Origin of the sequence: Mycetohabitans sp. B2, from assembly GCF_021733735.1 — a bacterium.
Lineage (GTDB): Bacteria > Pseudomonadota > Gammaproteobacteria > Burkholderiales > Burkholderiaceae > Mycetohabitans > Mycetohabitans rhizoxinica.
This window is the reverse complement of the sequence record NZ_JAHKSP010000066.1, coordinates 159,827-184,052: the sequence shown is the minus strand read 5'-3', so window position 1 is coordinate 184,052 and position 24,226 is coordinate 159,827. Positions and strand designations below refer to the sequence as shown.

Below are 24,226 nucleotides of genomic sequence, written 5' to 3'. Positions count from 1 at the left end.
ATCCGACGGCCAGCGCATGGTTACGGCGGATTTAAAAGGGGGCCAATAAGTGAGCGCCCGGGTACGCACGTTGCAAGGTTCATTACGACATTCGTCAAAGGAGAACCCGTGATGAAACGGCACGTTGTCCACCTACTATTCACCACGTTAATGGTCATGCTGGCCGCCGGCATCGAGGGATGTAGGCGCGCCGACAATTCCGAGGTCGCGCCCAGCGGCTCGAGCAGCACGGTCGCGCCAGCGTCCGGGGCGAGCCAATAGGCCAATAGTTCACGGTTGCCGCGGTTGGGATCGCGTATATCGGGCCACCGCGGCCGGCCTGCCATTAACGGGTCCGCGAGTGTCGTGGTGGCCAGCCGGTTCTCGTATGCTGGTGTCATCCTTGTACGCGCGCGTCTCGTACCCACGGTGCTGCGGATAGATGAGCTGCGATGTCCATGAGGGCAGCATCCGGTATGTCGCGAAAGTCCAGTTCCAGGACGTCCACGGCAAGTTTGCGGTTGCAGCGAATTCGGCTCTGCGTGACGTGACCCGCATAGGCGCCTAATGCCGCCCACACGGCAATGATCCGCAACTCGCCTGTCGATGCGTGTACTGTGAGCCGCACCGTGGCGGGCTGAGCCGCGCGCGCGTGACGACTACCCTGCCAGGTCGCTTCGCGCAGCGTGGTGGCAACCGACGTGCGGGCATGCTCGACGCCGGTATCTCGTGAATTCAAACCGTTGTTCATCTCCCTACCTTAGTGGTCCCGGACTGCGGAAAAACTACATCGTCCGGGAAATGAAATAGCACGGGTGGTAACTCGGCCCCCCGCAATCCACACGGTGCCCGCCACCCTTTTGCTTTAAGACGCCAATCCGGGCGCCACGGTTCGACGCGACGCGTCAAGCACGGGGGGCAGACGCAATATCCATACCGGCTTTGGCTCGCTAGTGCTCGAATGCCTGCATCGTGTTGGATGCAGACAACCGTCATCTTCGTGGCGCAGGCCCGGCAGCCCGGAGCACTACTGCGGCGCGGCAGGCCGCTGCGGTGCAGGCATGCCCGGCTCATCCGCGGCCGTGCCGGCGCGCGCATCGACGCGCAGGACGTTACGCTGGTGGGCAGCTAGCATCGCCTGCAGATCGCTGCGCAGTCGTGCGTCGCGGACCGTTGGCAGCAGCGCGCAGAGCCGCCGCATGACCCAGCGCTGGCCGCGATTCAAGAACGCGAGCCGTTCGCCGATGTTCCTGATCGCCATGGCCTTGCCGTAGAACGCGCCAGTGCGCGATGTCGGCGTGGCATCCAGCGAAATGATTGCGTGAGTGAGCATAGCGCACCAGCGTGCTTCGTCCTGCCGGATGTCGGTGACCCACTGCCTTAGCGCCGGTTCGACCAGCTCGACCGCGGTCTGCGAGGCAACCCGGGCGCCTGCCCGCACGCTTACCCTATCGCGTCAATGTAGCCGTGCAGCATCCAAGGCGCGGCCCGCCGCATGCGATCGTTGCTGCTTTCGTTCATGCGGTGCAACATCGATAGCATACTTTTCACTCCGATCCGACATTGAATTTGCGTCGTTTATCGCCTACAACCTTCCAATTGAACAGGATTGCGTTTCAGCGGTATCGAGGCCAGTCCGGCCGCATAAACGATGCACTGTGATCAGGCGTCATGGCTGCAATCACGACACAAATGCACGTTCTAAACGTAGTCACGCGCATCGCGTTCGCGATGCGCCACATGCATAGAGGACGGGGATGAACACCATAACGGACGGTGTGCTCAGCACCGCGCTCAAGGTGAATGGCAAGCGCTTGTGGGACAGCTTGATCGAGATGGCCAGGATCGGCGCGACGCCGCGTGGTGGCGTCTGCAGGCTTGCCCTCACCGACCTAGACAAGCAAGCGCGCGATTTGATCGTGGACTGGGCGAAGGCGGCCGGTTGCACGGTCAGCGTCGACCGGATGGGCAACGTCTTCATGCGCCGTGCTGGCCGGGACGACACTTTGCCGCCCGTGGTGACCGGCTCGCACGCCGATTCGCAGCCGACTGGCGGGCGCTTTGATGGCATCTACGGTGTCCTCGGCGGCCTCGAGGTAATCCGCGCACTGAACGATCATGGGATCGTCACTGAACGACCCATCGAGACGGTAATCTGGACCAACGAGGAAGGCTCGCGCTTCGCGCCGGCGATGGTAGCCTCCGGCGTGTTCGCCGGTGTGTTTTCACTCGAGTACGGACTGTCGCGCAAAGATGTCGATGGTAAAACGATCGGCGATGAACTCTCGCGCATCGGCTATGCGGGCGAGCAGCCATGCGGCGGGCGGCCAATTCACGCGGCATTTGAACTGCACATCGAGCAGGGACCGATCCTGGAGAGCGAGAACAAGACGATCGGCGTGGTCACCGACGCACAAGGCCAGCGCTGGTACGAAATCGTGCTGGCCGGGCAGGAAGCGCATGCCGGCCCAACCCCAATGCCGCGTCGCCGCGATGCGTTGCTTGGCGCCTCGCGCGTGGTGCAACTGGTCAACGAGATTGGGCTGCGGCACGCGCCACTCGCGTGCGCGACGGTCGGCATGATGCAGGTTCATCCAAATTCGCGCAACGTGATCCCGGGACGTGTGCTCTTTACGGTCGACTTCCGGCACCCGAGCGACGACGTACTGGCCCGGATGGATGCCGAGTTGCGCGAGGGTATCGCACAAATCGCCGACGCAGGCCGCCTGGACGCACAGGTCGAGCAAATTTTCTACTACGCGCCGGTGCCATTCGACGCCACATGCGTTCGTTCAGTGCGCGCGGCGGCCGAGCGCTTTGGCTACTCGCATCGCGACATCGTATCGGGCGCTGGCCACGACGCGTGCTATCTCGCCCAGGTCACGCCCACGTCGATGATCTTTGTCCCGTGTATCGACGGCATCAGTCACAACGAGGTCGAGGACGCGAAGCCTGAATGGATCGAGGCCGGTGCCAACGTGTTGCTGCACGCGATGCTCGAACGCGCGTGCGAGCCGGAATAGCCGTTTGCCGTCATGGGGTGATCGGTTCGGTTCCTGCTAGCCGTACATCGCGGCCGGCAGGATTATGTTTTCTGCTCAAAGGAATCTTTGATGTCTTCGTCCCAAACCGGTGATATCACAGCAGGCCGATTGTCTGCGGACCAGCTTGCGGCAAACTTCGCCGATGTCGCTCCACCGCTGGGCGCCCACGCGGCTGTCGTCGAGGCGAACCGCTGTCATTATTGCTACGACGCGCCATGCGTGAGCGCTTGCCCGACGGGCATCGACATCCCGGGGTTCATTCGCAAAATCGGCAACGGCAACCTGAAGGGCGCAGCGCGTGACATCCTGTTGGTCAACCCGCTCGGCGGCATGTGCGCGCGCGTCTGCCCGACCGAAATCCTTTGTGAAGGCGCTTGTGTGCGCAACAAGCAGGATGGCAAGCCGGTTGCAATTGGCGCGCTGCAACGGCATGCAACCGACCATCAGATGGCGCGCGAGGCAACATCAGGCAAACCGCTGTTCACGCGGGCCGCCGACACCGGAAGGCATGTCGCGGTGGTCGGCTCGGGCCCGGCCGGGTTAGCCTGCGCGCATACGCTGGCCCAGGCCGGACACCGGGTGACGATCTTCGACGCGCATGACAAGCCGGGCGGCTTGAACGAATACGGCATTGCCGCATACAAAACAGTCGACGACTTTGCGCAGCGTGAAGTGCGATGGCTGCTGTCAATTGGGGGTATCGAACTGCGCGCCGGGCAGCGGCTCGGCCGCGACATTACCGTCGCGCGGTTGTGCGCGCAATTCGATGCGGTATTCATTGGCATCGGGTTGAGTGGCGTCAATGCGCTACACGTTGACGGTGAGACGATCGACGGCGTACTCGACGCGGTGGACTTCATCGCTCGGCTGCGCCAAAGCGTCACGCTCGACGCCGTACCCGTCGGCCGGCGCGTGGTAGTGATCGGCGGCGGCAACACAGCGATCGACGCCGCCGTGCAGAGCCTCAAGCTCGGCGCGCAGCAAGTCACGATGGTCTACCGGCGCAGCGTCGAGCAGATGAGCGCAACCTGGGCCGAGCGCGAATTCGCGCGCAAACAAGGCGTGGTGCTGCGCGAATGGGCGAGGCCGCTGTGCATCGTCGGCGCACCGCATCCACAACCAGGGCGCCGCCCACAGGTCAGCGCGGTGCGATTCGAGGCCACGACCTTGGACGCCGACGGCAAGCTCGTCGGCACCGGCGAGACTTTCAACATCGATGCGGATGTCGTACTGAAAGCGATCGGCCAGACGCTCATACCGGACGGATTGGAGGCCCGCTTACTGACTGTCGATGGCGGCCGGATCGTCGTTGACGCCGACGGTGCAACGTCGATGCCCGGTGTCTGGGCCGGCGGTGACTGCACCAACCACCCGGGACTGGATCTGACTGTACAGGCGGTCCAAGATGGTAAGCTGGCTGCGCATGCGATCCACCGTCACTTCACACGCACCGCGGTCAAGGCGGCATGACCCCACAGCACGGCCTGCCGAGCGTATGACATGACAACCCCACATCGATATCAGAAACCGGAGCGCCGATCATGGCTGACCTTCGCTGCACGATAGCCGGCATCGCATCGCCGAACCCATTCTGGCTGGCATCCGCGCCGCCCACCGACAAGGCCTACAATGTCAACCGTGCATTCGAGGCCGGCTGGGGCGGCGCGGTCTGGAAAACACTGGGCCTGGACCCGCACGTGATCAATGTCAGCTCACGCTACGGGGCCACGACATACAACGGTCAGCGCATCGCCGGGCTAAACAATATCGAGTTGATCACCGACCGCCCTCTAGACGTGAACCTGCGCGAGATCGCCCAAATCAAGCACGACTGGCCGGACCGAGCGCTAATCGTATCGATGATGGTGCCGTGCAATGAGCAGGCGTGGAAATCGATTCTGCCGCAGGTCGAGGATACGGGTGCCGACGCCGTCGAGTTGAACTTTGGCTGTCCGCATGGGATGAGCGAGCGCGGCATGGGCGCCGCGGTCGGCCAGGTACCCGAGTACGTCGAGATGGTCACCCGCTGGGTCAAGCAGGCGAGCCGGCTCCCCTGCCTGGTCAAGCTCACGCCGAACATCACCGACATCCGGCTGGGTTCCCGGGCTGCCTACGCGGGTGGCGCCGACGGCGTATCGCTGATCAACACGATCAATTCGATCGTCGCGGTCGACCTAGAGCAGATGGCGCCGATGCCCACCGTCGACGGCAAGGGCACGCACGGCGGCTACTGCGGACCAGCGGTCAAGCCAATTGCATTGAACATGGTGGCCGAGATCGCGCGCGATCCTAATACGCCGGGGCTGCCGATTTCAGGCATGGGTGGCATCTCGAACTGGCGCGATGCGGCCGAGTTCATCGTGCTGGGTGCCGGCAGCGTGCAGGTCTGCACAGCAGCGATGCACTACGGATTCCGTATCGTCACCGACATGATCGACGGTTTGTCGAACTGGATGGATGACAAGGGTTTCGCGACACTGGACGAGGTGCGCGGGCGTGCCGTGCCAAATGTGACCGACTGGAAGTACCTGAACCTGCAATACGACATCAAGGCACGCATCGACCAATCTAAGTGCATCCAATGCGGGCTATGCCATATCGCGTGCGAAGACACGGCACATCAGGCGATCACGGGGTACCGCGACGGCCGGCGCCATTTCGAGGTGATCGATGCCAACTGCGTGGGGTGCAATTTGTGCATGCATGTGTGTCCAGTCGATCAATGCATCACAATGGAGCGCGTCGATGCCGGCCGTTATGCGAACTGGACCACGCATCCAAACAATCCGGCGCGCGTGGTCAAGTCGCCAACCGCATGAACAGCGCTGCTATCGCAACCGTCTTCGCCGCGGATGCTATGCCGCGATGATGCAGTTCGGCAAAAGTATGCGCGCCAGCGTGGCAAGTGCTTAGCCGCGGCGGCATTTTTACTGAAGGAGACAAGCGATGGCGATTCTGATTCGAGGCGGCACGCTAATCGATGCGAACCAGGCCTGGCGGGCTGACGTGCTGTGCGCGGGCAGCAACGAGGGCGGCACGATCGTGCAGATTGGAGCCGAGTTGCACGCGCCTGCCGGCGCGACAGTCATCGACGCGGTCAGCCAATACGTGATGCCTGGCGGCATCGATCCACACACGCACATGGAACTGCCATTCATGGGCACCGTGGCGAGTGATGACTTCTACACGGGGACGGCGGCCGGGTTCGCGGGCGGAACGACGTCGATCATCGACTTCGTGATTCCCGGTCCGCGTCAATCGCTGATGGACGCGTTCCACCAATGGCGCAGCTGGGCTGAAAAAGCGGCTGCCGACTATGGTTTCCACGTTGCGGTCACGTGGTGGGATGAATCCGTGCACCGCGACATGGGCGTACTCGTACACGAGCACGGCGTATCCAGTTTCAAGCATTTCATGGCATACAAGAACGCAATCATGGCCGATGACGAGACCCTCGTGAACAGCTTCGCGCGGTCACTGGAACTCGGCGCATTGCCGACCGTGCATGCGGAAAACGGCGAGCTGGTGTTCCAGTTGCAGCGCCAATTGCTGGCGCGCGGCCTCACCGGCCCCGAAGCCCATCCGCTGTCACGGCCGCCGGAGGTCGAGGGCGAGGCGGCCAACCGTGCGATACGTATCGCGCAGGTGCTTGGCGTGCCCGTCTACATCGTGCACGTGTCGACCAAGGATGCGCTGGACTCAATCGCACGTGCACGCAGCGAAGGTCAGCGCGTGTTCGGCGAAGTACTCGCCGGTCACCTGGTGATCGACGAGTCGGTCTACCGTGACCCAGACTTTACGCGCGCCGCCGCGCACGTGATGAGCCCGCCATTTCGCTCGGCCGAGCACCGCGAAGCCTTGTGGCACGGACTGCAGGGCGGATACCTGCATACGACCGCGACCGATCACTGTGTATTCTGTGCATCGCAAAAGGCGATAGGCCGCAACGATTTCACGAAGATCCCGAACGGCTGCGGCGGCATTGAAGACCGGATGGCGATTTTATGGGATCGGGGCGTGAACACCGGACGGCTGACACCGAATGAATTCGTGCGCGTGACGTCAACCAACGCTGCGCAGATCTTTAACCTGTACCCGCGCAAGGGGGCGATCGCGGTGGGCGCCGATGCGGATCTCGTGGTCTGGGACCCACTGGCGACGCGGACAATCTCATCCAGCACGCATCACCAGAACGTGGACTTTAACGTGTTCGAAGGCATCACGGTACGCGGCGTCGCAACGCATACGATTGCACGCGGCAAACTGGTGTGGGCCGATGGCGAGCTGCGTGCATGTCGCGGTGCCGGACGGTATCTAAAACGGCCGTCGAACCCCAGCTACTTTGAGGCCGCGCGGCTCGCCAATCGAAGACGCGAGGTACAGCCGGTGCAACGAGATCAATAGCGCGGGCAGGCTAGTGCCGGGAGTACTATGGCCACGCGCAGGCGCCACAGAATGACGCGCCGAAGTCCCACACAATGATCGAGACGCACTTCAGCGCTACCATTTGCACCGCGATCCCGCAGTTCCTGTTGGACCCAATCGGCGGATCGCCGAGTCGCTTTCCGCGCGAGACCATACGCTCATCGTTGGAAGCCGTTCCGTGAGCCTCCTTCAACGTCCTCGGCTACCTCTTCGATGAACACCGAGCCCAATAAATCACTACTTCCCTAACAAAAGCCGACTTTAGGCTGTTGAACTAGTTCCAAGGTTAGGAAACGTCAACCAATGGGTCGTCGCCCGATTGATTACTCCAGTGGCTATGCGCCGCATACCCGAGATAAACCCGCCCTCAGGAAGGGCGTGGTACCCCCCGTAAGCGGCCCCACCCGCTGCAGCGGCGAATGTTATCGCACCGGTGCTCGCTGGCAGTGCCCCTACGCCAACCGCACCCAAGACGGCGCTGCCAATCGTGTATCCTGCAGCCGCCCTGATCCGGTTCCCCAGCAACCAGCCTGCCATGCGCGACCCGAATTGAACAGCCCGTCCTGCCCATGAGCGTCCTCCAGTGAATCCCATGTAATGGGCGACATCTCGCACCAACGACACGCCGGTGTCGAACATGGATTCTCCCAAGCTTCGAGTGTACGCATTGACAGCATCGAATCCCAGCCAAAGCCGAGCCCGCGTTTGGCGGGCCATCGCTCCCGCCGCCTGACCCACTTCTGTGGCTCCCTCAAGCTGGCCATGTAAATAGCCCATTGCACCACCGCCCAGCGCCGTGCCAACGAGCGCCGGTATATCCGTCGCCGTTTCAACGCCGACCGCCCGTGAGATACTTTCATATTCCCCCACAGCCACGCCGCCTGCGTGTGCACCGGCTACGCTCGCTTCAGCATTTTGTTCCGCCCACCCTAGCATTGAAATCGGCGCAGTACCGGCCATCGCCACCGCAGCTCCAGTATGCGAGGCGCCATGCATCTCGGCTGACACAAACGTAGTGGCCGCAGAACGGGCGCCGTAACTGACGATACCGCCCCCCTCTCGTTGGATTTGACGAGCCTGATGCGCTGCATGTCTTCGTGCAAGCCGCGAGGCCGCCCCTACCGCAAATGCCGCACCGCCAAGGGCCGCGGCAATACCTACGCCCGCGACGACAAGCGGCGCCGCGCCGACTGCCGCCGCAATGCCTCCCGCCACTGCGGCGGCAGCCCCGCCCCAGCGCAATGCCCTGCCAACTTTGCCCAAGAAACTTAATTGTTTGGGTGACGCTGTCGCAATAACAGCTTCCTGGCTGCGCCGGGTCGCGTCACCTGAACCGTCGCCGCGTCTGAATCGCTGGAAAGCTTTATAACCTTGGTAGCCTGAGTAAATGAGCCCCGCAGTCGCCGCTACCGCGCCGATGACCACCCCTGGCACACCTAACGCCACAGCACCCGCCGCTAGGATCGGCGTCACCCAAGGCACCAACTTCGGGCCGTGCTTTTTTGCCATGGTTTTAAATAGCTGCCAGTTCGATGCCTTTAAGCCATTCGGATCTTCATGGTTGATGGGATTGTTTTTGACCATCATGTAGAGATTGAGACCATCGACGGGCCCCGCTGGATCGGCACTCGCCCATCGCCCCAACCACGGCTGGTAATAGCGATGGCCGTAGTAATACAAGCCCGTCGCATCGCGCTCCTTACCTGAATACCGGACAAACTTATATTTCACTTCACAATCGTTGCCGCCCCACACCGCGGTGCCGCCGTACGGGTAGTATTCCTCGCGCGTCAGAATGCGGGCGTCACTGTCCAGCTCCAGGTTCACCGAGCCGATCAGATTACTCACGCTCCAGCGGTACTGGTCGTTGGGTATCTGCGTGGGCTGCCCCACGCGCCAGTGCAACACGCGTGCCACGCCGTCTGCGGCGGTGACCACTTCCAACGCTTCTTCGACATTGTCGTCCACGCGCGTCGTGCGAAGCTCCAGGCCCGGCAGATAGACTACCTCTTCAGTGCGCCATGTGCTGCCGGTCTTTGTGCGACGCTGTTTCCACACCCGCATCCCGCTGCCATCGTAGCCGTATGTTTCTCGGTCATTGTCATCGTCATTGCCACGATCGACGATCGTGACCTGCCTCAACTGGTTGCGCTCGCTCCACTCAAGAGGCTGGCCGGGCTGCAACTGCAAGCCGTTGCCATTACGATCAAAAAAACCGCCACCGTCGATGTCTTCCGGGCGCAGATTGCCCTGTTCGGTCTGCGCGACACCGTGGTTGCTTTGGGTCGCAATCACGATGTCGTTGCGATAAGCGTTGGCCCCCTGGCCTTGATGCCGGATCGCGGTGAGGTTGCCCCCCCGATCGTATGTATAGCTGCGGGTGTAGTTGGTCAAATTGATCGGATCGCGCTGCGGTGTCGGCAGAGCCGGCCCCTGGCGGCCAGCCGAGGCGTTCTCTCGTCCGCTGGCCTCCAGCAATTGGTATAGCGCATCGTAGCGGTACGTGTGCAGCGGCGCTACGCGCTGATTGCGAAAATGGCGGGTGGGCTGCGTAGCGTCGCCAACGGCTAGGATGTTGCCAACCGGATCATACGTGTACTCCTGGGCTTGCAGCGACGTGCCATCCTCGCGGCGCGTGTCGGTGCGTAGCAGCCGTTGGGTTTGAGCTTCGTAGTCGTAGGTTGTGACCACGCCATTGCCAGCCGTCTGGCTGAGCCGCTGACCGGCGGCAGTGTACTGCATATCGCCCACAATGATCTGCTCGTCACGGGCGTCGGCCAGTTTTAACCAACTCGTCTGTAGCCGACCCGACACGTCGACACGAAAGCGCTGCCGGTTACCTTTCGCATCCGTTTGGGAGACCGTGTCGCCCAGCGCATCGTATTGCCGCGCGGTGGTCCACGCGTCGGCCGACAGTTGAGCCGTCCACGCCGTTTCGTCATCACCCGCCCAATTGGCCGGCGTATCTCGATTGGCTAGCAACTGCCGGGTATCCTGCAACGACTTCCCGCTTAGGGTATATCCCGCCGTGCGGACCTGACCCGCCGAATCGTAATAGCGCGCCACCTGTCCTCTTAGATTATGCGCCGACGCCTGGGGCACTTGTTCGCCATAAACGATGCGCTCGTGACACCGCTCAACTTCATCTGAAGCCTGAACGTAGGTGGCCACAGTACGCCCCAGCGTGTCGCAGACCTGCCGCCATTGGGTGCCGCGACCATCCTGGCTCCAGGCCATACGGCCCTCCACGTCGAACAGCGCCACGCTCAACCCCGCATCCACACTGTCACGACGCAGCGCGCGACCGCTCAATGAGCTGACGCAACGCACATTCGGTGCCACCCTGGGATCCTGCTGCTGCGCATCAAACAGGCGTGCATCGGTCGTTGAGCGCAGATGCCCCCATTCCGTGTGCTGCGCCACACTCACGCGCTCGTCCAACGGTGACGTGCTGCTATCGCGATTGTAGTGAAGCGTGCGGACGCCTAACCCGCGGTTATCCATCACTTGTATGACCGGCGTGCCCCGACAGACGTTTTCCCACTCGGTTTCGTTCATCGCGTACCTTTCGTGTTTGACCACCGTGCATTGACAGGATTAGCCGGCCGTGTCATTTTCATCTTCATTGACGACAAACCACGGATAAATACTCGTCCTGCGCTCATACCCTTTCGCGGTTACGACGCGCATCGCCCGTCCGATTGGATCGTAGTAGGTGGTATCCGCGTAACCGCAACTGCGCATGGCGCGATCCGCAACATACGCCCAGTCATTCATGAAGTAGGGCTGGTAGCGACGCACCGGCTGACCCTTGTTGTCGTATTCGATCCGCCCCGACACCGCCCAGCGTGGTGCTGAACCAGTATCCACTTCCTCGGGCTTGCCATCGGCACCGACGACGATCTCACCGTCAGCAGTGCACTGCCACGCCAAGCCGCCGGGCACCTTGGCGCAGCCTTGCAGCGTGCGGCCAAAGCCATCCGTATACGCGATGTCCACCCGAACTTGCTGCTCTGTGTCATTCGGATAGCGGTCAGCGGTCAGCGTCACGACGTTCACCGGGTTGCGTGCAGCGCGAGCAAGCGCTTGGCGCACAGGTTCGGAAAGGCGCTTCAGCACGCCGCTACACAGCCCGTCACGCGCGCTCGCACGAATGTGGCCCTGGGGCGTAATAAGCCGCTCGGCGATCAGTTGCTGCCAGCATTCGTCCGCGTCTTCTGTCGGCAGGTCTGCCCGGGACACCTGCCCCATCCACGCAAACAGATCCGTCGCATGAACGCTCGCCACTCGCTGCGCCGAGACCCCGGCTTGGTCGATCGCCTGTGCAACGGTCAGCCCGGTGGGTACCGGGGAAACCGTGATGGGATCAAATCCCACGTCGCGCGCCTGCTCCGTACCATAGAATGTGCTGGCCACCACGCGGCCCATCGCATCGAACTGCACCTCATGGTGGTTGTCGTTAACATCAGTCATGCGCCACGGCTGCAGGAATCGATAGTCATATTGCGCCGACGTGATGTTGCCTAGCGCGTCCTGTACCTGCGTCACCACACAGTAATACGGATCGTACGAAAGCTGCGTGGCACCGGTGAGCCGGGTTTTCTGCACTTCACTCGGCACATAAAAGTTGTCCGGCCCACGGTAGGTGCGATAGTCGCTGGCGATTACCCACACCGGCGCTTCGACTGCATTGGGCACGGCCAATACGGTCGGTGAAGTGTGATAGCCGGCCTGCGTAAGTTTTGCGGTCAGCGTCGGCTCGTCGAGTAGGCCGTCATAGGCGGCCAGACTGGATGAATCAAGCTCCGCGACTTCTTGATGATCGACCAGCGCCACAAAATCAGGGGCACCGTGAGCGTCCGTGTCCCGGTACACGACGACGCTTTGACCGCCGAATACGCGCACCTGATCATCACCCAACAAACCGTCTACCTGACTTAAGTTTTCAAAATTCAGGCCCCCGACCGGCACGCGCGCCGCATCGTAGGTCAACGCGTTGTGGCGTTGCTGCCACGGCAGGCCAAGCCGCCACTGCTGGGGATGCGTCAGATGCCAAACGCTTGCGCGCTGCTCGGTGAGCCGCAGGCACTGCTGCTGCGGGTCGTACGAACTGTGCCAGGCGCTCGGCGGCAACGTATCCGGGTAAGGCGACGTCAATGGTTTGGCACGCCGGGGATAGTGAACCGTCACGCTGTGCAGCGGCACACCATAAGCGTCGATGCGCAATGTCACCGTCTGGCTGACCTGCGGATCGCCATCGATGCGCTCGTACGCATAGTCCAGCTGCTCCAGCGGCAACGGCATAGCAACTGGCGTGTGATCGCTGCCTGCCGACTGGACCTCGCGCACCTGATAACGGGCCATGGTCACGCGATAGGGCGTCTGCTGGCGGGACGTTCCGTCTAGACCATAGACTTCCGTGCGCAATACACTGCCGTTTAACGCGCGGTACAGCCACCATCGACGCTTCGCGTCCGAATCGTCAAGCAGCACATCCTGGCTCGTGTTGGCATCCCATCGCGTCAAACGTGTCGGGGAACAGTTGAACGCGTCGGGGTCCTGCCAAGGCTCGCCGTACAGCGTCGCTTCGTCCGCTTCCCGGCCAGTGTGGTACCAGGTTCGACTCAACCGCGGCGGCGCATCGCTGACGTTGCGCCCTGCAGGCTTCGCATCTTCATGGGTATCTTGTGTCTCGACAAAACCAAATCCGCGGAATTCCCGCTCGCGCCCATCGTAGACCCCTTGACGATATTGGTATTGCTGGACCAGTTGATTGCCAGAGATTTCGTCGAGTTGAATGTGCCGTGACACCACGTGCACTGGAAACGGCAAGCCACTGACTGAGCGCGTGCTTGACTGCTTTTCATCGAGCCATTCCTGAGCCGAGCTGCGGTAGACGATCCGGTGCGCCATCCCCATGTTGTTGTTGATGACGTTCATCAGATAGGGCTTGGCCCGGGCGAGATCGTAGCGCCAATGCTTCGGGCTTGGATGAGGCACCGACAACACGAGGCTGGCCATGCCCTGCCCCTGGATGTCCGCTACGCTGAGCGCACAGAGCCGGTCGAAGCGCACGCCCGGTGGCAAGGCCAGGTCAACGGGCGGCGCAAACCCGTTGCCGGATTGATTGAAGAAGATACGAATGCGGTCACTTTGCGCATATAACAGATCGGCCGCTCCCGAGCCGTCCAAATCCGCTAGATAGACACAAGCAGGATTAAACTGCTGTGCACTAAATGGCAACGGTGCAAAGCTGAACGGTTGCCCTAAGCGGCCCCGCCCAAGGTTCGGCCAGACGGTCACCTCATCACAGCGAATGCGGATGAGGTGCTGCTGGCCAGAGCCCAACAGGTCACAAAATGCCACCACCTCCCGCGCATCGCGCCCGGCAATGGGCAGTGTCGATGCCTGCTCCACATCGATGCCGCGCGCAAAGCCATGCCGCTTGTTCGCGTACAAGCGCACGCTCTTGGGACCAATGAGCGCTAGGTCAGAGAGCCCCGCGCCCATCAAATCGGCCAGTGTTGCCTGTTGGCTGAAAAACTCAACGGGCAGCGCTGAGAGCGGCGTAAAGGTCGACCAAGTGCCGTCGGGCGCCAGGCTAAAGTAGCCAGCCAGACCAGGCTGCGTCACAAGCCAATCCAGCCTGCCATCGCCGTTGATATCCGTCAGCGCCATTGCCGGCGACTGCAATGACGGAATCTCGGGCAGCGGCCGCCACGCGTCATAGGTCACCGCGTCGCCGCCTTCACTGCTACGCATAGGCGCCCGGTAATACCAAAGGTGGCCCACTCGATACAGGATGCCGGCGATGCCCTCGCCATATAAATCCACCAGCTGGTACGGGTGCGCGTTGTTCAATCCAGGAAAGAGATCACATGGCTGCCACTGGCCCGATGACACCGAAGCGTCGAACGGCGTGTAGTCTAACTCTAGCGGCGGCAGTGACTGCAGCGTGTCGTCTGGCTCATCAGTGTCGTCTGGCTCATAAGCTAGCCGCTGCACGCCAACGAGCCGGGTGAGCACCGGATTCTCGTCATACTCGAGCAGCAGCCTTGCGACGAGTGTGGCGGGCTCGCCTAGCTCATCAGGAAAGTGATGAAACATCAGCGCCTGACGACATAAACGGTGACAGCGCACTTCGAACCCGTAGTCGTAGCGCGAGAACGCATCGTGCCGGACCGGCCAATGCGCAGCCGCCAACCACGGTGGCCGGATTAGCGGGTCAGTGCCGCGCTCACCGTAATCAAACACCAGCGAAAACAACCATGGCTCGTCGTCCAGCTTCGATGAAGTGAACAGATACAGTGCGTTGGCGGCCAACACGTTGCCGTACTTCACTTGGGTAAGGTAGCGATTGGCGGCATGGTCGCGTCGCGCCTCACTGCCTTGCAGGTCAACACCGGCATCATCTTCCGGCTTGTACCAATACCCGATGTGCTGCCCGTTGGGCGAGACCGACTCTTCGAGCAACCACACCGCGATATGGGACGGTTGCGCTGGATCGGCAATGCGGGCCGACGCAGTTTTGCCGAAGCAATGCAGATCACCGCCCGCGTCATGAACGAGCCAAAAGTCGCCACCATGGGTCTGACCGATCCAATGCTCGATGCGCGCGAAGTCGCGCTCGATGCGCGGAAAGTAGCGCGTCACCCGGTAGGTGTCGTCTAAATCTAAGTCGTTATAGGTACTGACCTCAGAGGGCGGCACCATAGCGCCATCGGCATCACGCTCCGGCTCGAGGACATCACCGCCCGGGCCGATAAATTCGTCTTCGTCGCCGTATTGGGGCGTGCCGCAGGCCGTGCGTCGCCCGATGCTGGTCAACCCGAGGTGCCATCCGACGCCAAAGGGGCCATTGCCACTGCCGCTCGCATAACGCAATGCCAGTTGCGGTGCGTAGCCGCGCCCGGCCGATATGGGCAGCGGCAACGTCATCGTCGCCACGCCCGAGGAGCCAACGGGCCCCAACGCCTCGCCTAACCCACGCATGGCCCCGCCGCCTTTGGGCAGTGTCGGCTCGGATAGGGTGACATTGGACGCTGACTGCGTGACTGGCATATTCAACTCCTAAGAGATGCTGACGCATTTTATAAACTGGCTGACTGCGCCCACGCTCGATGCCCCACGTTGACGAGACTGCAGGCGACTAGTGTCCTCGTGCAAGCGAGCGCCGACCGGCCCTCCCCAACTTGACTCGGCGCTTGATGTAGCTATCCGAGCATGGTCCGATAAGCGCGTCGCGTGTGGGCCAAACCGCTGCTTCAACTCGGAATCAACGTTTGTTTGACCGCATTGGCAAAACTGGCTCCACCATCCAATGCGGTGTACTGCACTTGAATGAGCACATCGTTGAGCGCCTCCAACGTCGCTTGTTGTGCAGGGTCGGCGGGCAATTTTCTGCCATCAATCGTTTCGTCTACCGCACGTGGAAAGACAAGGGTCCAACTGGATACCGCGCCAGTGCCCTCAAATGGCAGATAGCGCCCATCCTGAGCGAGCAGCGCGAAGGTGCCGCTGTCGTCGATGCCTGATGACAGCGCGATTTGCTGGCTTGGACGCAAGTTACTCACAACATGCGTGCCGCTACCCTCTTGGTTGTTGTTCATATAGCGCACGCCATCAATGTCTGGCTGCAGCAGCGTTTGGCTACGCGTTTGGGTCAGCAGCGCCTGCACATCTTGATACGGGCCGGTCAGTGTGGGCAAGGTGACACTGATTTGTTGCAAACAGCGCGCATAATGCCCCGGATAATTGGTGTCGAAATCTTGCTCTGACAACGTAAATTCAAATTTGCCTTGTGCTTTCTGCTTTTCGAAATCGTTCGGCTTATCCGCTAGCAAAGCTTTGAGCGAAAAGGTGCGCGTGATATTGAGCCGACGGTCATTGCGCGACAGATAAGCAGATTCCATTCGTTGTAAGCTAAGCGACAGTGTCTCGCCGACTAGCAGCCCACGATAATTATCGTTCCACGCGTTAGTCGGAACCCAGTACGTGCTGAAATCCCCCAACTCATACTGCCAGCACGCCTGTACGTTCATGCACAGCGACAGGACCGCATCGTACGCCTGGTAATACAGTGCGGAGAGCTGGCTAGCCAACCACTGATACAAGCTCGCTTGCGTGAAGCGCGAGCTTAAGAAATCGAGCATCGCCTGCTGTTGGGCTTGCTGCGTATAAGCTTGGTCAATCACCGTCTGAGCGGCCTTTTGCCGTATCGCGAGCGCCTGTAGTTGTTTATCGATGACCTGGGATTCCAATTGCGCTTGTTCATACTGAAGTCGCCAGTCATCGCGTCGTCGCCGGTACGCTTCGCTTTGCGCAAGACGGCCGGCTTTCGCTTCCATCGCCGTGCGCGCCACGCTCATGCCAAGCGAGACGGCCTGCGTAGCCGCGCCCCAACGGGACCCTCCATTGGCCAGACCAAACACATTGGGCGCCATATCGAGTCCGCCAGCAACCGCATACATTGCCGCTTCGCTCACTGTCATCGCACTGGCGGTAGTTTGCAGATCCATCGATTCTTGCTCGGCGCGACTGATATTGTCGTTGTAGCTATCCAAATAGTATTGGTAGCGTTGCTCCGCGATTGCTTTTTGCGCCTGTAGCGTGTCGACATCGGCATTGAGCGCATCCAACTCTTGCTGCTGCAAGCTGATCGTGAAGTTGGACAGGTCGACCAAGTGTTGTTGACTCAGTTCCAGCTGATGGGCATTCTCACCGCGCTCCAACACGCTGAGCAGCGTATTGCCAAACTGGCTGAGCATATCGATTGCGCGATAGGCGCTGGGCAGCAGCGACTGGAAGCGATACGGCAAAATCACCTGGCTGGCGCCATTGCCGCTGTTGCCCAATGAGCCCGCTTGGGCGCGCTGCGTCAACAGCGCCAGCGGGTCAGCCGGTGTCGCGTACAGTGGCAGAACGAGCGGTTTGCCATCCAAGGTCAAACTATGACGTAGGTTATACAGCCGTGCCTCGAGCATTTGCCAATATGTAAGCAGTTGCGTATTGAGCGGGGGTCGAAAGTTCGGGTTGTCTAAAATACTGAGCAAACTGAGGTTTTGTGCCGGCAACGCCAGCCACTGTACGCCTGGCTCGTGCTCCAATTCACGCACCGCTGCATGTTTTTGGCTCGCGATCGCCTCCAATGTATTGGGCTTCCAATGACTGCTCATCGAGACCGTAGGCAGTGGTCCCATCAGCTCGCGGGCCTGATCATAAAATACGCGCGCGGCAGTCAGGCCATCAGGCGTAAGCAACCGATACTCGTTATCGCCCGTGGCAATGAGCGTGCGCACATAGGCCATAAATACCGCTTTTTGATAGATAACCGGATTGGCATACGCTTGAGCATCCGGATTGAGCGCATCGCGCATTAAAAAGCTGGCCGTCGCCACCTTGGCGCCTTCGCCGAGCGGACAGAGTGGATAGACGTTCCAGTAATCGGGCGGGGTCAGACCGGTGACCGCATCCGTGGCTTTATCTTTGGCAGACGGATCGAAGATATAGTGCAACCAGTGCTGTGCGTCGGTGTTTTGGTTTTCGTCGCCAAAGCGAGTGGCGACCAGATACGGCACGTGGACAAACAACTCCCAAAAATACAGACCGTTGGCACTTGTGAAGTCCATTGGCTGCAAACGACCATCGGGTGCACCGCTATCGACACGCAACTGCGGTTCTTGCGGCATCGCCTGGGTCGTATAATGCAGCAGCGTGCCCAAACTAACATTGGCCCGGCGAATCAATTCGCGCACAAACGTCGTATTGAGCCGCGTATCAGGCAACGCAAACCCACCGTCTTCCGCTTGAACACCGTTAAAGGTAATAAATTGGACATTGCCTTGCTGACTATCATAGCGCGTACACAGCTGGGGCACCTGGGTCGGTGTGTCCACGGACACCAACTCAACTTGCACTGACCAAGTTTGATAAGCGCTACCTGCACTGCCAGAAGACGGTGTGCGCACAATCTCGTGACGTAGATGGTAGGTAATAATTCCCTGGTTTGGATAGTCCTCGCTGCTAATCACATGCGTGGCCGCACGGTGGTCCGTCGGTTGCAGCACCCAGCGTTGTGCAGTTTCATTGCTTGCCACCACGCTTTTTTCGTTACCATTTTGGACTGTATAAACCTTTAGTTTATGCTGGAACTGGTATGTGACACTGATTTTATTGGCATTCTTTTTGATGGCATAAGTTAAATGATACGAATCCCAATAACCATTTTCCGGACCGACAGAAAAAAATATTTCAGTGGCTGGATTATTATAGAAGCGAAAAGACTTTCCATGCAAGTCCAGTGTTTTTGAAGTAGGCACACCGCCTTTAAAAGCAATGTTATGCGAGCCATCAGTAACAAATTTTAACGGACCACCCCAGTTTCCCCTGTAGTCAGGAAGAGTAGCAGTATAAAATGTATAAACACCAGCCGAAATATCCACATTCCCATAAGCAGCATCGTATTTAATCTTAGTGTTGTAAAAACGGTAATTTGACCCATCAAAGCTAAACTTGATTGACCGGCTAGCATCACCCGCTGTCAAATGATAATGCGTTCGATTACTTGTGCTTCCGGCTGGTGCCTGATCGGTGTCCGGAAAGACATACAGGCTTTCCCATACGCCTCCGTCACGGGTTTCATCGGGGCATCGACCTAAGTTAGCGCCAACCTGCAGCGTCAATCCGTCGTTGGCAATCGACACTGAAGGGGCGGCCAAAGCGTCTGGCCAGCTGCTGGGTATCCCTGAATCAGTATGGGAGGATCTCTTCTCGCACGATTGAATCCGGTATTTTTTTCCTTGCAAACTATATTGCAACGATTGGTAAAAAATACCATTTTTTTGCTCGCCGGGCCGATAAACTAAGAAGTTTGGCTTAACATTATCCCCAGTGGTGGCGATGTTGATAAAAGACGTATCACAAAACAGAAATGCCGATTGCGTGGGAATCTTATCCTGCCCACCTTCATAAACAAATATCCCGATAAATAGATTTCCTTCAGGTCGCGTGCCACCAAGTACCCCGCGACTGAAATCCACAATCGCGACCGTATCAACTTTTCTTAACACGAAATTAGTGCCTTCTTCAATCTCCAGCACCCCGCCTGATAGCACAGATGAACTCCCCCCGTCTTGCTTAACTTCTTGCAGTTCCGCGGTATTGGGTGCCGACCAAGAGCCGTCATAGCGCAAATAACCGTAGTACACACGGTATGCATGCACTTCCGGCGTGACGTTGGTGCCGTCGCTCTTTTTCTTCGGTGTAGGATCCCGCTCGACCCAGCTGACGTACAACCGATTATTGAAAAATACTGGCCGTACGGTCCAACTCAATACATTGCGACTATTCAATGGCAGATCGATTGCTCGCCAATCATTCCAACAGTTTGGCGTAATCTGCGGATATTCGTCGGTACCCCCGTTTTTACTCAAATCCATGCTGCGCCAGTAATAGCTATGCGGCTCCGCAGCGGTGCGCCCGATAAAATAATAGGTCCCGCCACCAAAATCAATCTGGCTGCAGCAGCCATTGATTACCAGCAAATTGCTGACCGCCTCGAACTCGTTCAGGTAGCTAAGTACCGCGTCCTGCACACGGTCCGCGTTGAGTCGATTTTGGTTTAGAGAATTTTCCAGCTCCTCGAAAAAGTGGCTTTTGTCCTGACGCGTAGACGGGAAAATATAGTTTTCCGGATAGTCACTGACCTGTTGGCTGGCTGACCAGCGCGCATACTGACTATCGATCTCACGCCAGGACGCCACATCCTGCGGTGACATCGGATTGAAGCCCGGCTCCTGATTCAGTGCAATGCGGTACAGGTATTGCTGCAGGCTCGCGATGGCCTGCGCCACCTGGCTAGTCTCGACCTCTTTGCCCACCTTGGTGTCAATGAGCAAATATTGATAAAGATCGTCCGCGGTGACTGGCTGGTTCTCGACATTCGGCAACGTCGGCGCCACATAGCCGAGATAGTAAGCCTGTAGCGCATCGCGCCGGGATTCATTGAGCTGTTTAGCAAAGTTACTTTGCATGATCGTCTCTTAAATGAAGCACTACGGAGCCGCTAACGGCGCACGCTGATCGCTTAGCTGCTGCGCCTGCCAGCAAGGCGTGGCTAATACACGGAAGTTATCTGCTGCTCGCTCGCGGCCGCGACCGCCTGTCCGAGTTGCTGCCAACTCGCATAGTCACTTTCGGGGTCAATGCTCACGGTTGCGACCAATGACGCAACTGCCAAACCCGTTTGCTGTGACAAGTGGTATAAGCGTAGAATCGTTGCGATTTGCGGCACCATGTGTGCCGGGGTCTCTTCGCTACCCATTACATAGGCCGCCGCCACTTGCACTTCGTTGGCCTGCCATCCCAGCAAACCCGCCAGCGACTGCGCTACCTCATCAGCAGGCGGCGGTTTTTCACCGTTGACCCAGCTTAAATAAGCGAGCAAATCGTTTTCTGTCTGTGACGTTTGATGCAACCAATCGCGATAACAGCCTAGGCGATACAACGTGGCAAAATCGAGTGCCGTCAACGTAGGAGTGGTCTCGCCAAACCATGCCGGATGCGCAAGGTAAGCGTCCAGCATCGCGGCGCTCAGTTGAAAACACGTGCTCATCTGCGCCCCACGCGTCAGCATCGCGAGCAACGCCAGATAGTCAGCGGGAATTTGCTGCGCACTGCTGAGCTCGCTTAGCGCAAGCGTGTGCTGCAATAATGCGCACGGTGTGCTACCCGCCCAGCGTACCAGCGACGACACCACCGCTTGCGGCTGCGCCAGCAATTGCGCCAGCGTACTGCTCAAAATGCCGCGCTGCGATTGTTGTGCGTTATAAATTAATGCGCTCAGTGCCGCTGTCGCTTGCGCCTTTTCCGCAGCCTCCAGCTTTTGCTGATCGACTACCGCACGCACCGCGGCTTCAATCTGCGTTTGAGTGGCCGTATGCGCATTGTCCATAACTAGCCCCTGCGCATTGACCAGCTCTTTTTCGGTCATCAGCACGCCCCAGTCTATCGGTTTCCCCTCGGTATCGATCGATGGGGCGCCCGAATGATCATAATGGGTGGGCGTCACCAACGTGCGTGCAACACTTTCACTAAGCTGGCGGATAAAGTCCAACTGGCGTTGGTTGCCAATGTGCGGCGGCACCGGCAGCAGCCACATCGCACATTGCTCCACGGTCAAGTTTTGTGCTTGCAGCCAGTGCACTGCATTGGACAATAACATCAGCCCATCGAGCACATCATGCGTTTTCCCCTCGCCGTTCTCGTTTAACACCGCAATGGACGGCACCCCGGCCAGTTGAGCCAACAGCGGACGATCGTCACCCAACATCTTGGCGTTGTCCAACAAGCGAATCAGCGCGAGCGCGCTGGCAATTGACATGTCAAGCCACCGCGCTAGGGTCGTTAAACGGTACAGCGCAGATACGGCATCGAGACTGTTGGGGAACGTATGTTCAGTTATATTGCCCTGGTGCTGTGCCACAAGTCCAGCCAGCAACGCGAATTCTGCATCGGTCAGTTTGAGGCCTGCAGCCAGTTGCTTGGCGATGCGCGCATCACGCCCCTTATTGGGCGTCGTGGCTGTGGCCGTGTAATCGACGTTTTCCCAATCTAGCGTGTACGGCTCATCAAATAGTCGCTGACTGTTAAACAAGCGGTCGAGCAGCGGCACATTGGGCGTGATCGCATACGGGGTGATCTGATGCACCAGCGCGGCAAACTGCTCCGCGGTTGCACCGTAATGCTGTCGATAGTGGCAAAAGACACCGAGCAGCCGCGTCGTATTTGCGTTCATGTACAGGCCAAGGTTACCGTCCGCTTTTCGGGGATCGGCCCCTTCGGCACGCATGCCGGCGATGATGAGTTGATCAAGTTGATCAAACGGTAGCTGCATGGCACGCTGCACGCGCATCAGGCGATTGAGCCGATCCAGGCGATCGTCTGTTAAGCCGGTTAGGGTCAATTTGCCATCGTCGTCTTGCATCATGGCAATCGCTGGTTTTTTCCCCGCGTGCAAATAGACGGCGCCATAATGGTACGGCATATGCGGAGTTTGATCGGTATGCCCGTTGGTAAAAATCGCGTTACGAATCACGATATTCGGCGACAACACCACCGTATCGCCGCCAACTCGCGCGCAAAGCATGTTTTCCAACTGCGAGACAGTCAGCCCCGTGCGCTCGGTCAGAATCTTGACCGAGCTAAAATAAGTTGGATAATCCTTCACAATGAGATCAGGATTAATACCAAACTGATTTTTGTAAAAATCCTTTTGAGTTGTAGTATAAAGTACAGGGCGCTCGTTACCATCCAGAATCAACGTAAAGCTGATGTCAGTGTAATAGCTTTTATTATCAGAATATTGCTGCATACGGATAAAAAAATCAGCGCGCAGCGGGTCTTTTCTTAGATCCAATTCGGCATTATCTGCATCGATGAACTGAAGCTGGGGATAGCGTTGGTAAGGGGCGCCATCCGTCATACTTGCATTATTTATGCTCCGATTCCAATATTCTTTTCTTTTTCCCCTTACCACAACTGTTTGACCACCACTTGTTTTTAATGTAATTTTTGCAGCAACGTCCTCGCCATTCCAAATCAACTCAGTTGGCCCGTCTACCACGGATTCCTGCAATGGCGTGACATAAGCGTGAGCACTAAGGTCTTGCCACAACGTCATCTCAGTAGTCGAGTAATCTCCACTGCCCCATTGCGCTGTGAGCTGCTCTAACGTCAGCATATGGGTACTAAAATACGGGGGTGTTTTCAGCAATGCTTGCAGCGGCGGCGCCAATGGGCTGGCAAGCTGTATCGCATGCTTTCTTGCTGGCGTGTCGGTCCCTGTAATAGGTTTAATAAAGTAGGGCCATGCGGTGTCCACCTGCTGTATCACGTCCGCCAGTGATGTACCGCTCACAGCGAAACCCTCGGTAGTTTGCTGATACGCAAAATGATAGGGCAGCGTGTGGGGATAGTAAGTAGCGGCCAATATTTCATCCACCGTCTTGCCGGTGGGCAAGGTCGGTTCAATCGCGCTGTTCAGAATTTGGTTGACCATCGTCAACGCAGGTAGCCGCTGATTCAGGCTGTCGTTGTCCACCACCAGCTTTGGAATATCGGGGCGGCGTTGCGCGAGCGGATGGATGGCGTTATTGCCCGGCGCGCTGGCATTATCATTTTCCTGTTTTATCGCCAAGTTATACAGGGACACTAGGTAGGCCGCCGGTGACGTATTCGCTTCAATGGCATCGACCGCGCTCATCTGGTGCCAGTTCACTTGAAACTGCTCGTCATAGCTGGGACCCGGTACCGTAAAGGGCCCCAATGTTTGCTGCACCAAACGGGTTAGGCGCCGCTGACGAAAACGAAACGCCACTTGCTGCGCGTACCCGAGCGCTTGGTCATACAGCACACCCGCGCTTTGCACGCTGATCCGCTCGCGATGCTCGCGAATAAATTGCTCGCGTGTCACACGCGACACATCGAATACCGACTCGTAGCCCAGTGTGGCAAGCTGGCCTGTGGCGCCATATCGGCTCTCAAGCACGTTAATCAGCGGGCTAGTCTTTTGATTCATCTTGCCTCCAGGCAAAGGTTAGCCACATAAAGCAATTCAGCACGAGCCAGGACTGCTCGACTGATGACAGATATGCGCACGAACGCGTGCCCAACAGGACACTTCACCAAGATAGTGCTGTCCGTCAACCTCGGGCTGCACGCACTTAAAGCAAAACTGTGTCGCCGTACGTCAAGCGGACAAAATTCGGGAGCAGGATAAA

General features: G+C 58.8%; 11 protein-coding genes. 5 read left to right on the top strand and 6 right to left on the bottom strand.

The window, feature by feature from the left end; all coding sequences use genetic code 11:
• Nucleotides 1-108: 108 nt before the first annotated feature.
• On the top strand, nt 109-261 hold the full coding sequence (locus tag KPG66_RS15250; RefSeq protein WP_237071342.1) for a hypothetical protein: 153 nt from the start codon (nt 109-111) through the stop codon (nt 259-261).
• A gap of 115 nt (nt 262-376) precedes the next feature.
• Here the strand turns inward: KPG66_RS15250 and KPG66_RS15245 are convergent, their stop codons facing one another.
• Together KPG66_RS15245 and KPG66_RS15240 are read right to left on the bottom strand one after the other, a co-directional pair.
• Nucleotides 377-730, bottom strand: coding sequence for a hypothetical protein (locus KPG66_RS15245; protein ID WP_013428547.1), 354 nt, complete (start codon nt 728-730; stop codon nt 377-379).
• Between the two features lie 276 nt (nt 731-1,006).
• Nucleotides 1,007-1,420 carry a DUF6306 domain-containing protein gene (locus KPG66_RS15240; RefSeq protein WP_013428545.1) on the bottom strand — a complete coding sequence of 138 codons (414 nt, stop codon included), beginning with the start codon at nt 1,418-1,420 and terminating at the stop codon, nt 1,007-1,009.
• 316 nt (nt 1,421-1,736) lie between these two features.
• Between KPG66_RS15240 and KPG66_RS15235 the strand changes: the two genes are divergently transcribed.
• The 4 genes from KPG66_RS15235 to hydA all read left to right on the top strand — a co-directional run bounded on the left by KPG66_RS15235 (nt 1,737) and on the right by hydA (nt 7,427).
• A complete protein-coding gene (locus KPG66_RS15235; protein ID WP_237071341.1) occupies nt 1,737-3,002 on the top strand; it encodes a Zn-dependent hydrolase in 1,266 nt (421 codons plus the stop codon).
• A 90-nt stretch (nt 3,003-3,092) separates the two neighbouring features.
• Entirely contained in the window at nt 3,093-4,493 is a 1,401-nt protein-coding gene (locus tag KPG66_RS15230; protein ID WP_237071340.1) for an NAD(P)-dependent oxidoreductase, read from the top strand.
• 71 nt (nt 4,494-4,564) lie between these two features.
• Complete coding sequence (gene preA, locus KPG66_RS15225; RefSeq protein WP_237071339.1) at nt 4,565-5,842, top strand: NAD-dependent dihydropyrimidine dehydrogenase subunit PreA; 1,278 nt, start codon at nt 4,565-4,567, stop codon at nt 5,840-5,842.
• Nucleotides 5,843-5,969: 127 nt separating this feature from the next.
• Nucleotides 5,970-7,427 carry a dihydropyrimidinase gene (gene hydA / locus KPG66_RS15220; RefSeq protein WP_237071338.1) on the top strand — a complete coding sequence of 486 codons (1,458 nt, stop codon included), beginning with the start codon at nt 5,970-5,972 and terminating at the stop codon, nt 7,425-7,427.
• A 282-nt stretch (nt 7,428-7,709) separates the two neighbouring features.
• Here hydA and KPG66_RS15215 read toward each other — a convergent pair whose 3' ends face one another.
• The 4 genes from KPG66_RS15215 to KPG66_RS15200 all read right to left on the bottom strand — a co-directional run bounded on the left by KPG66_RS15215 (nt 7,710) and on the right by KPG66_RS15200 (nt 24,024).
• Nucleotides 7,710-11,006: an RHS repeat-associated core domain-containing protein gene (locus KPG66_RS15215; RefSeq protein ID WP_237071337.1), complete on the bottom strand. Its 3,297-nt coding sequence runs from the start codon at nt 11,004-11,006 to the stop codon at nt 7,710-7,712.
• A 39-nt stretch (nt 11,007-11,045) separates the two neighbouring features.
• Nucleotides 11,046-15,509 carry a SpvB/TcaC N-terminal domain-containing protein gene (locus KPG66_RS15210; protein ID WP_041754713.1) on the bottom strand — a complete coding sequence of 1,488 codons (4,464 nt, stop codon included), beginning with the start codon at nt 15,507-15,509 and terminating at the stop codon, nt 11,046-11,048.
• Nucleotides 15,510-15,712: 203 nt separating this feature from the next.
• Complete coding sequence (locus tag KPG66_RS15205; protein ID WP_237071336.1) at nt 15,713-20,479, bottom strand: neuraminidase-like domain-containing protein; 4,767 nt, start codon at nt 20,477-20,479, stop codon at nt 15,713-15,715.
• A gap of 83 nt (nt 20,480-20,562) precedes the next feature.
• Nucleotides 20,563-24,024 (bottom strand): Tc toxin subunit A, encoded by a 3,462-nt coding sequence (locus KPG66_RS15200; protein WP_237071335.1) that lies wholly within the window; start codon nt 24,022-24,024, stop codon nt 20,563-20,565.
• Nucleotides 24,025-24,226 lie beyond the last annotated feature (202 nt).

Bases quoted from the DNA above. Each gene is read 5' to 3' on its own strand.
- preA (WP_237071339.1), top strand. From the start codon at position 4,565: ATGGCTGACCTTCGCTGCACGATAGCCGGCATCGCATCGCCGAACCCA.
- KPG66_RS15210 (WP_041754713.1), bottom strand. From the start codon at position 15,509: ATGCCAGTCACGCAGTCAGCGTCCAATGTCACCCTATCCGAGCCGACA.
- KPG66_RS15200 (WP_237071335.1), bottom strand. From the start codon at position 24,024: ATGAATCAAAAGACTAGCCCGCTGATTAACGTGCTTGAGAGCCGATAT.
- KPG66_RS15245 (WP_013428547.1), bottom strand. From the start codon at position 730: ATGAACAACGGTTTGAATTCACGAGATACCGGCGTCGAGCATGCCCGC.
- KPG66_RS15205 (WP_237071336.1), bottom strand. From the start codon at position 20,479: ATGCAAAGTAACTTTGCTAAACAGCTCAATGAATCCCGGCGCGATGCG.
- KPG66_RS15215 (WP_237071337.1), bottom strand. From the start codon at position 11,006: ATGAACGAAACCGAGTGGGAAAACGTCTGTCGGGGCACGCCGGTCATA.
- hydA (WP_237071338.1), top strand. From the start codon at position 5,970: ATGGCGATTCTGATTCGAGGCGGCACGCTAATCGATGCGAACCAGGCC.
- KPG66_RS15230 (WP_237071340.1), top strand. From the start codon at position 3,093: ATGTCTTCGTCCCAAACCGGTGATATCACAGCAGGCCGATTGTCTGCG.
- KPG66_RS15235 (WP_237071341.1), top strand. From the start codon at position 1,737: ATGAACACCATAACGGACGGTGTGCTCAGCACCGCGCTCAAGGTGAAT.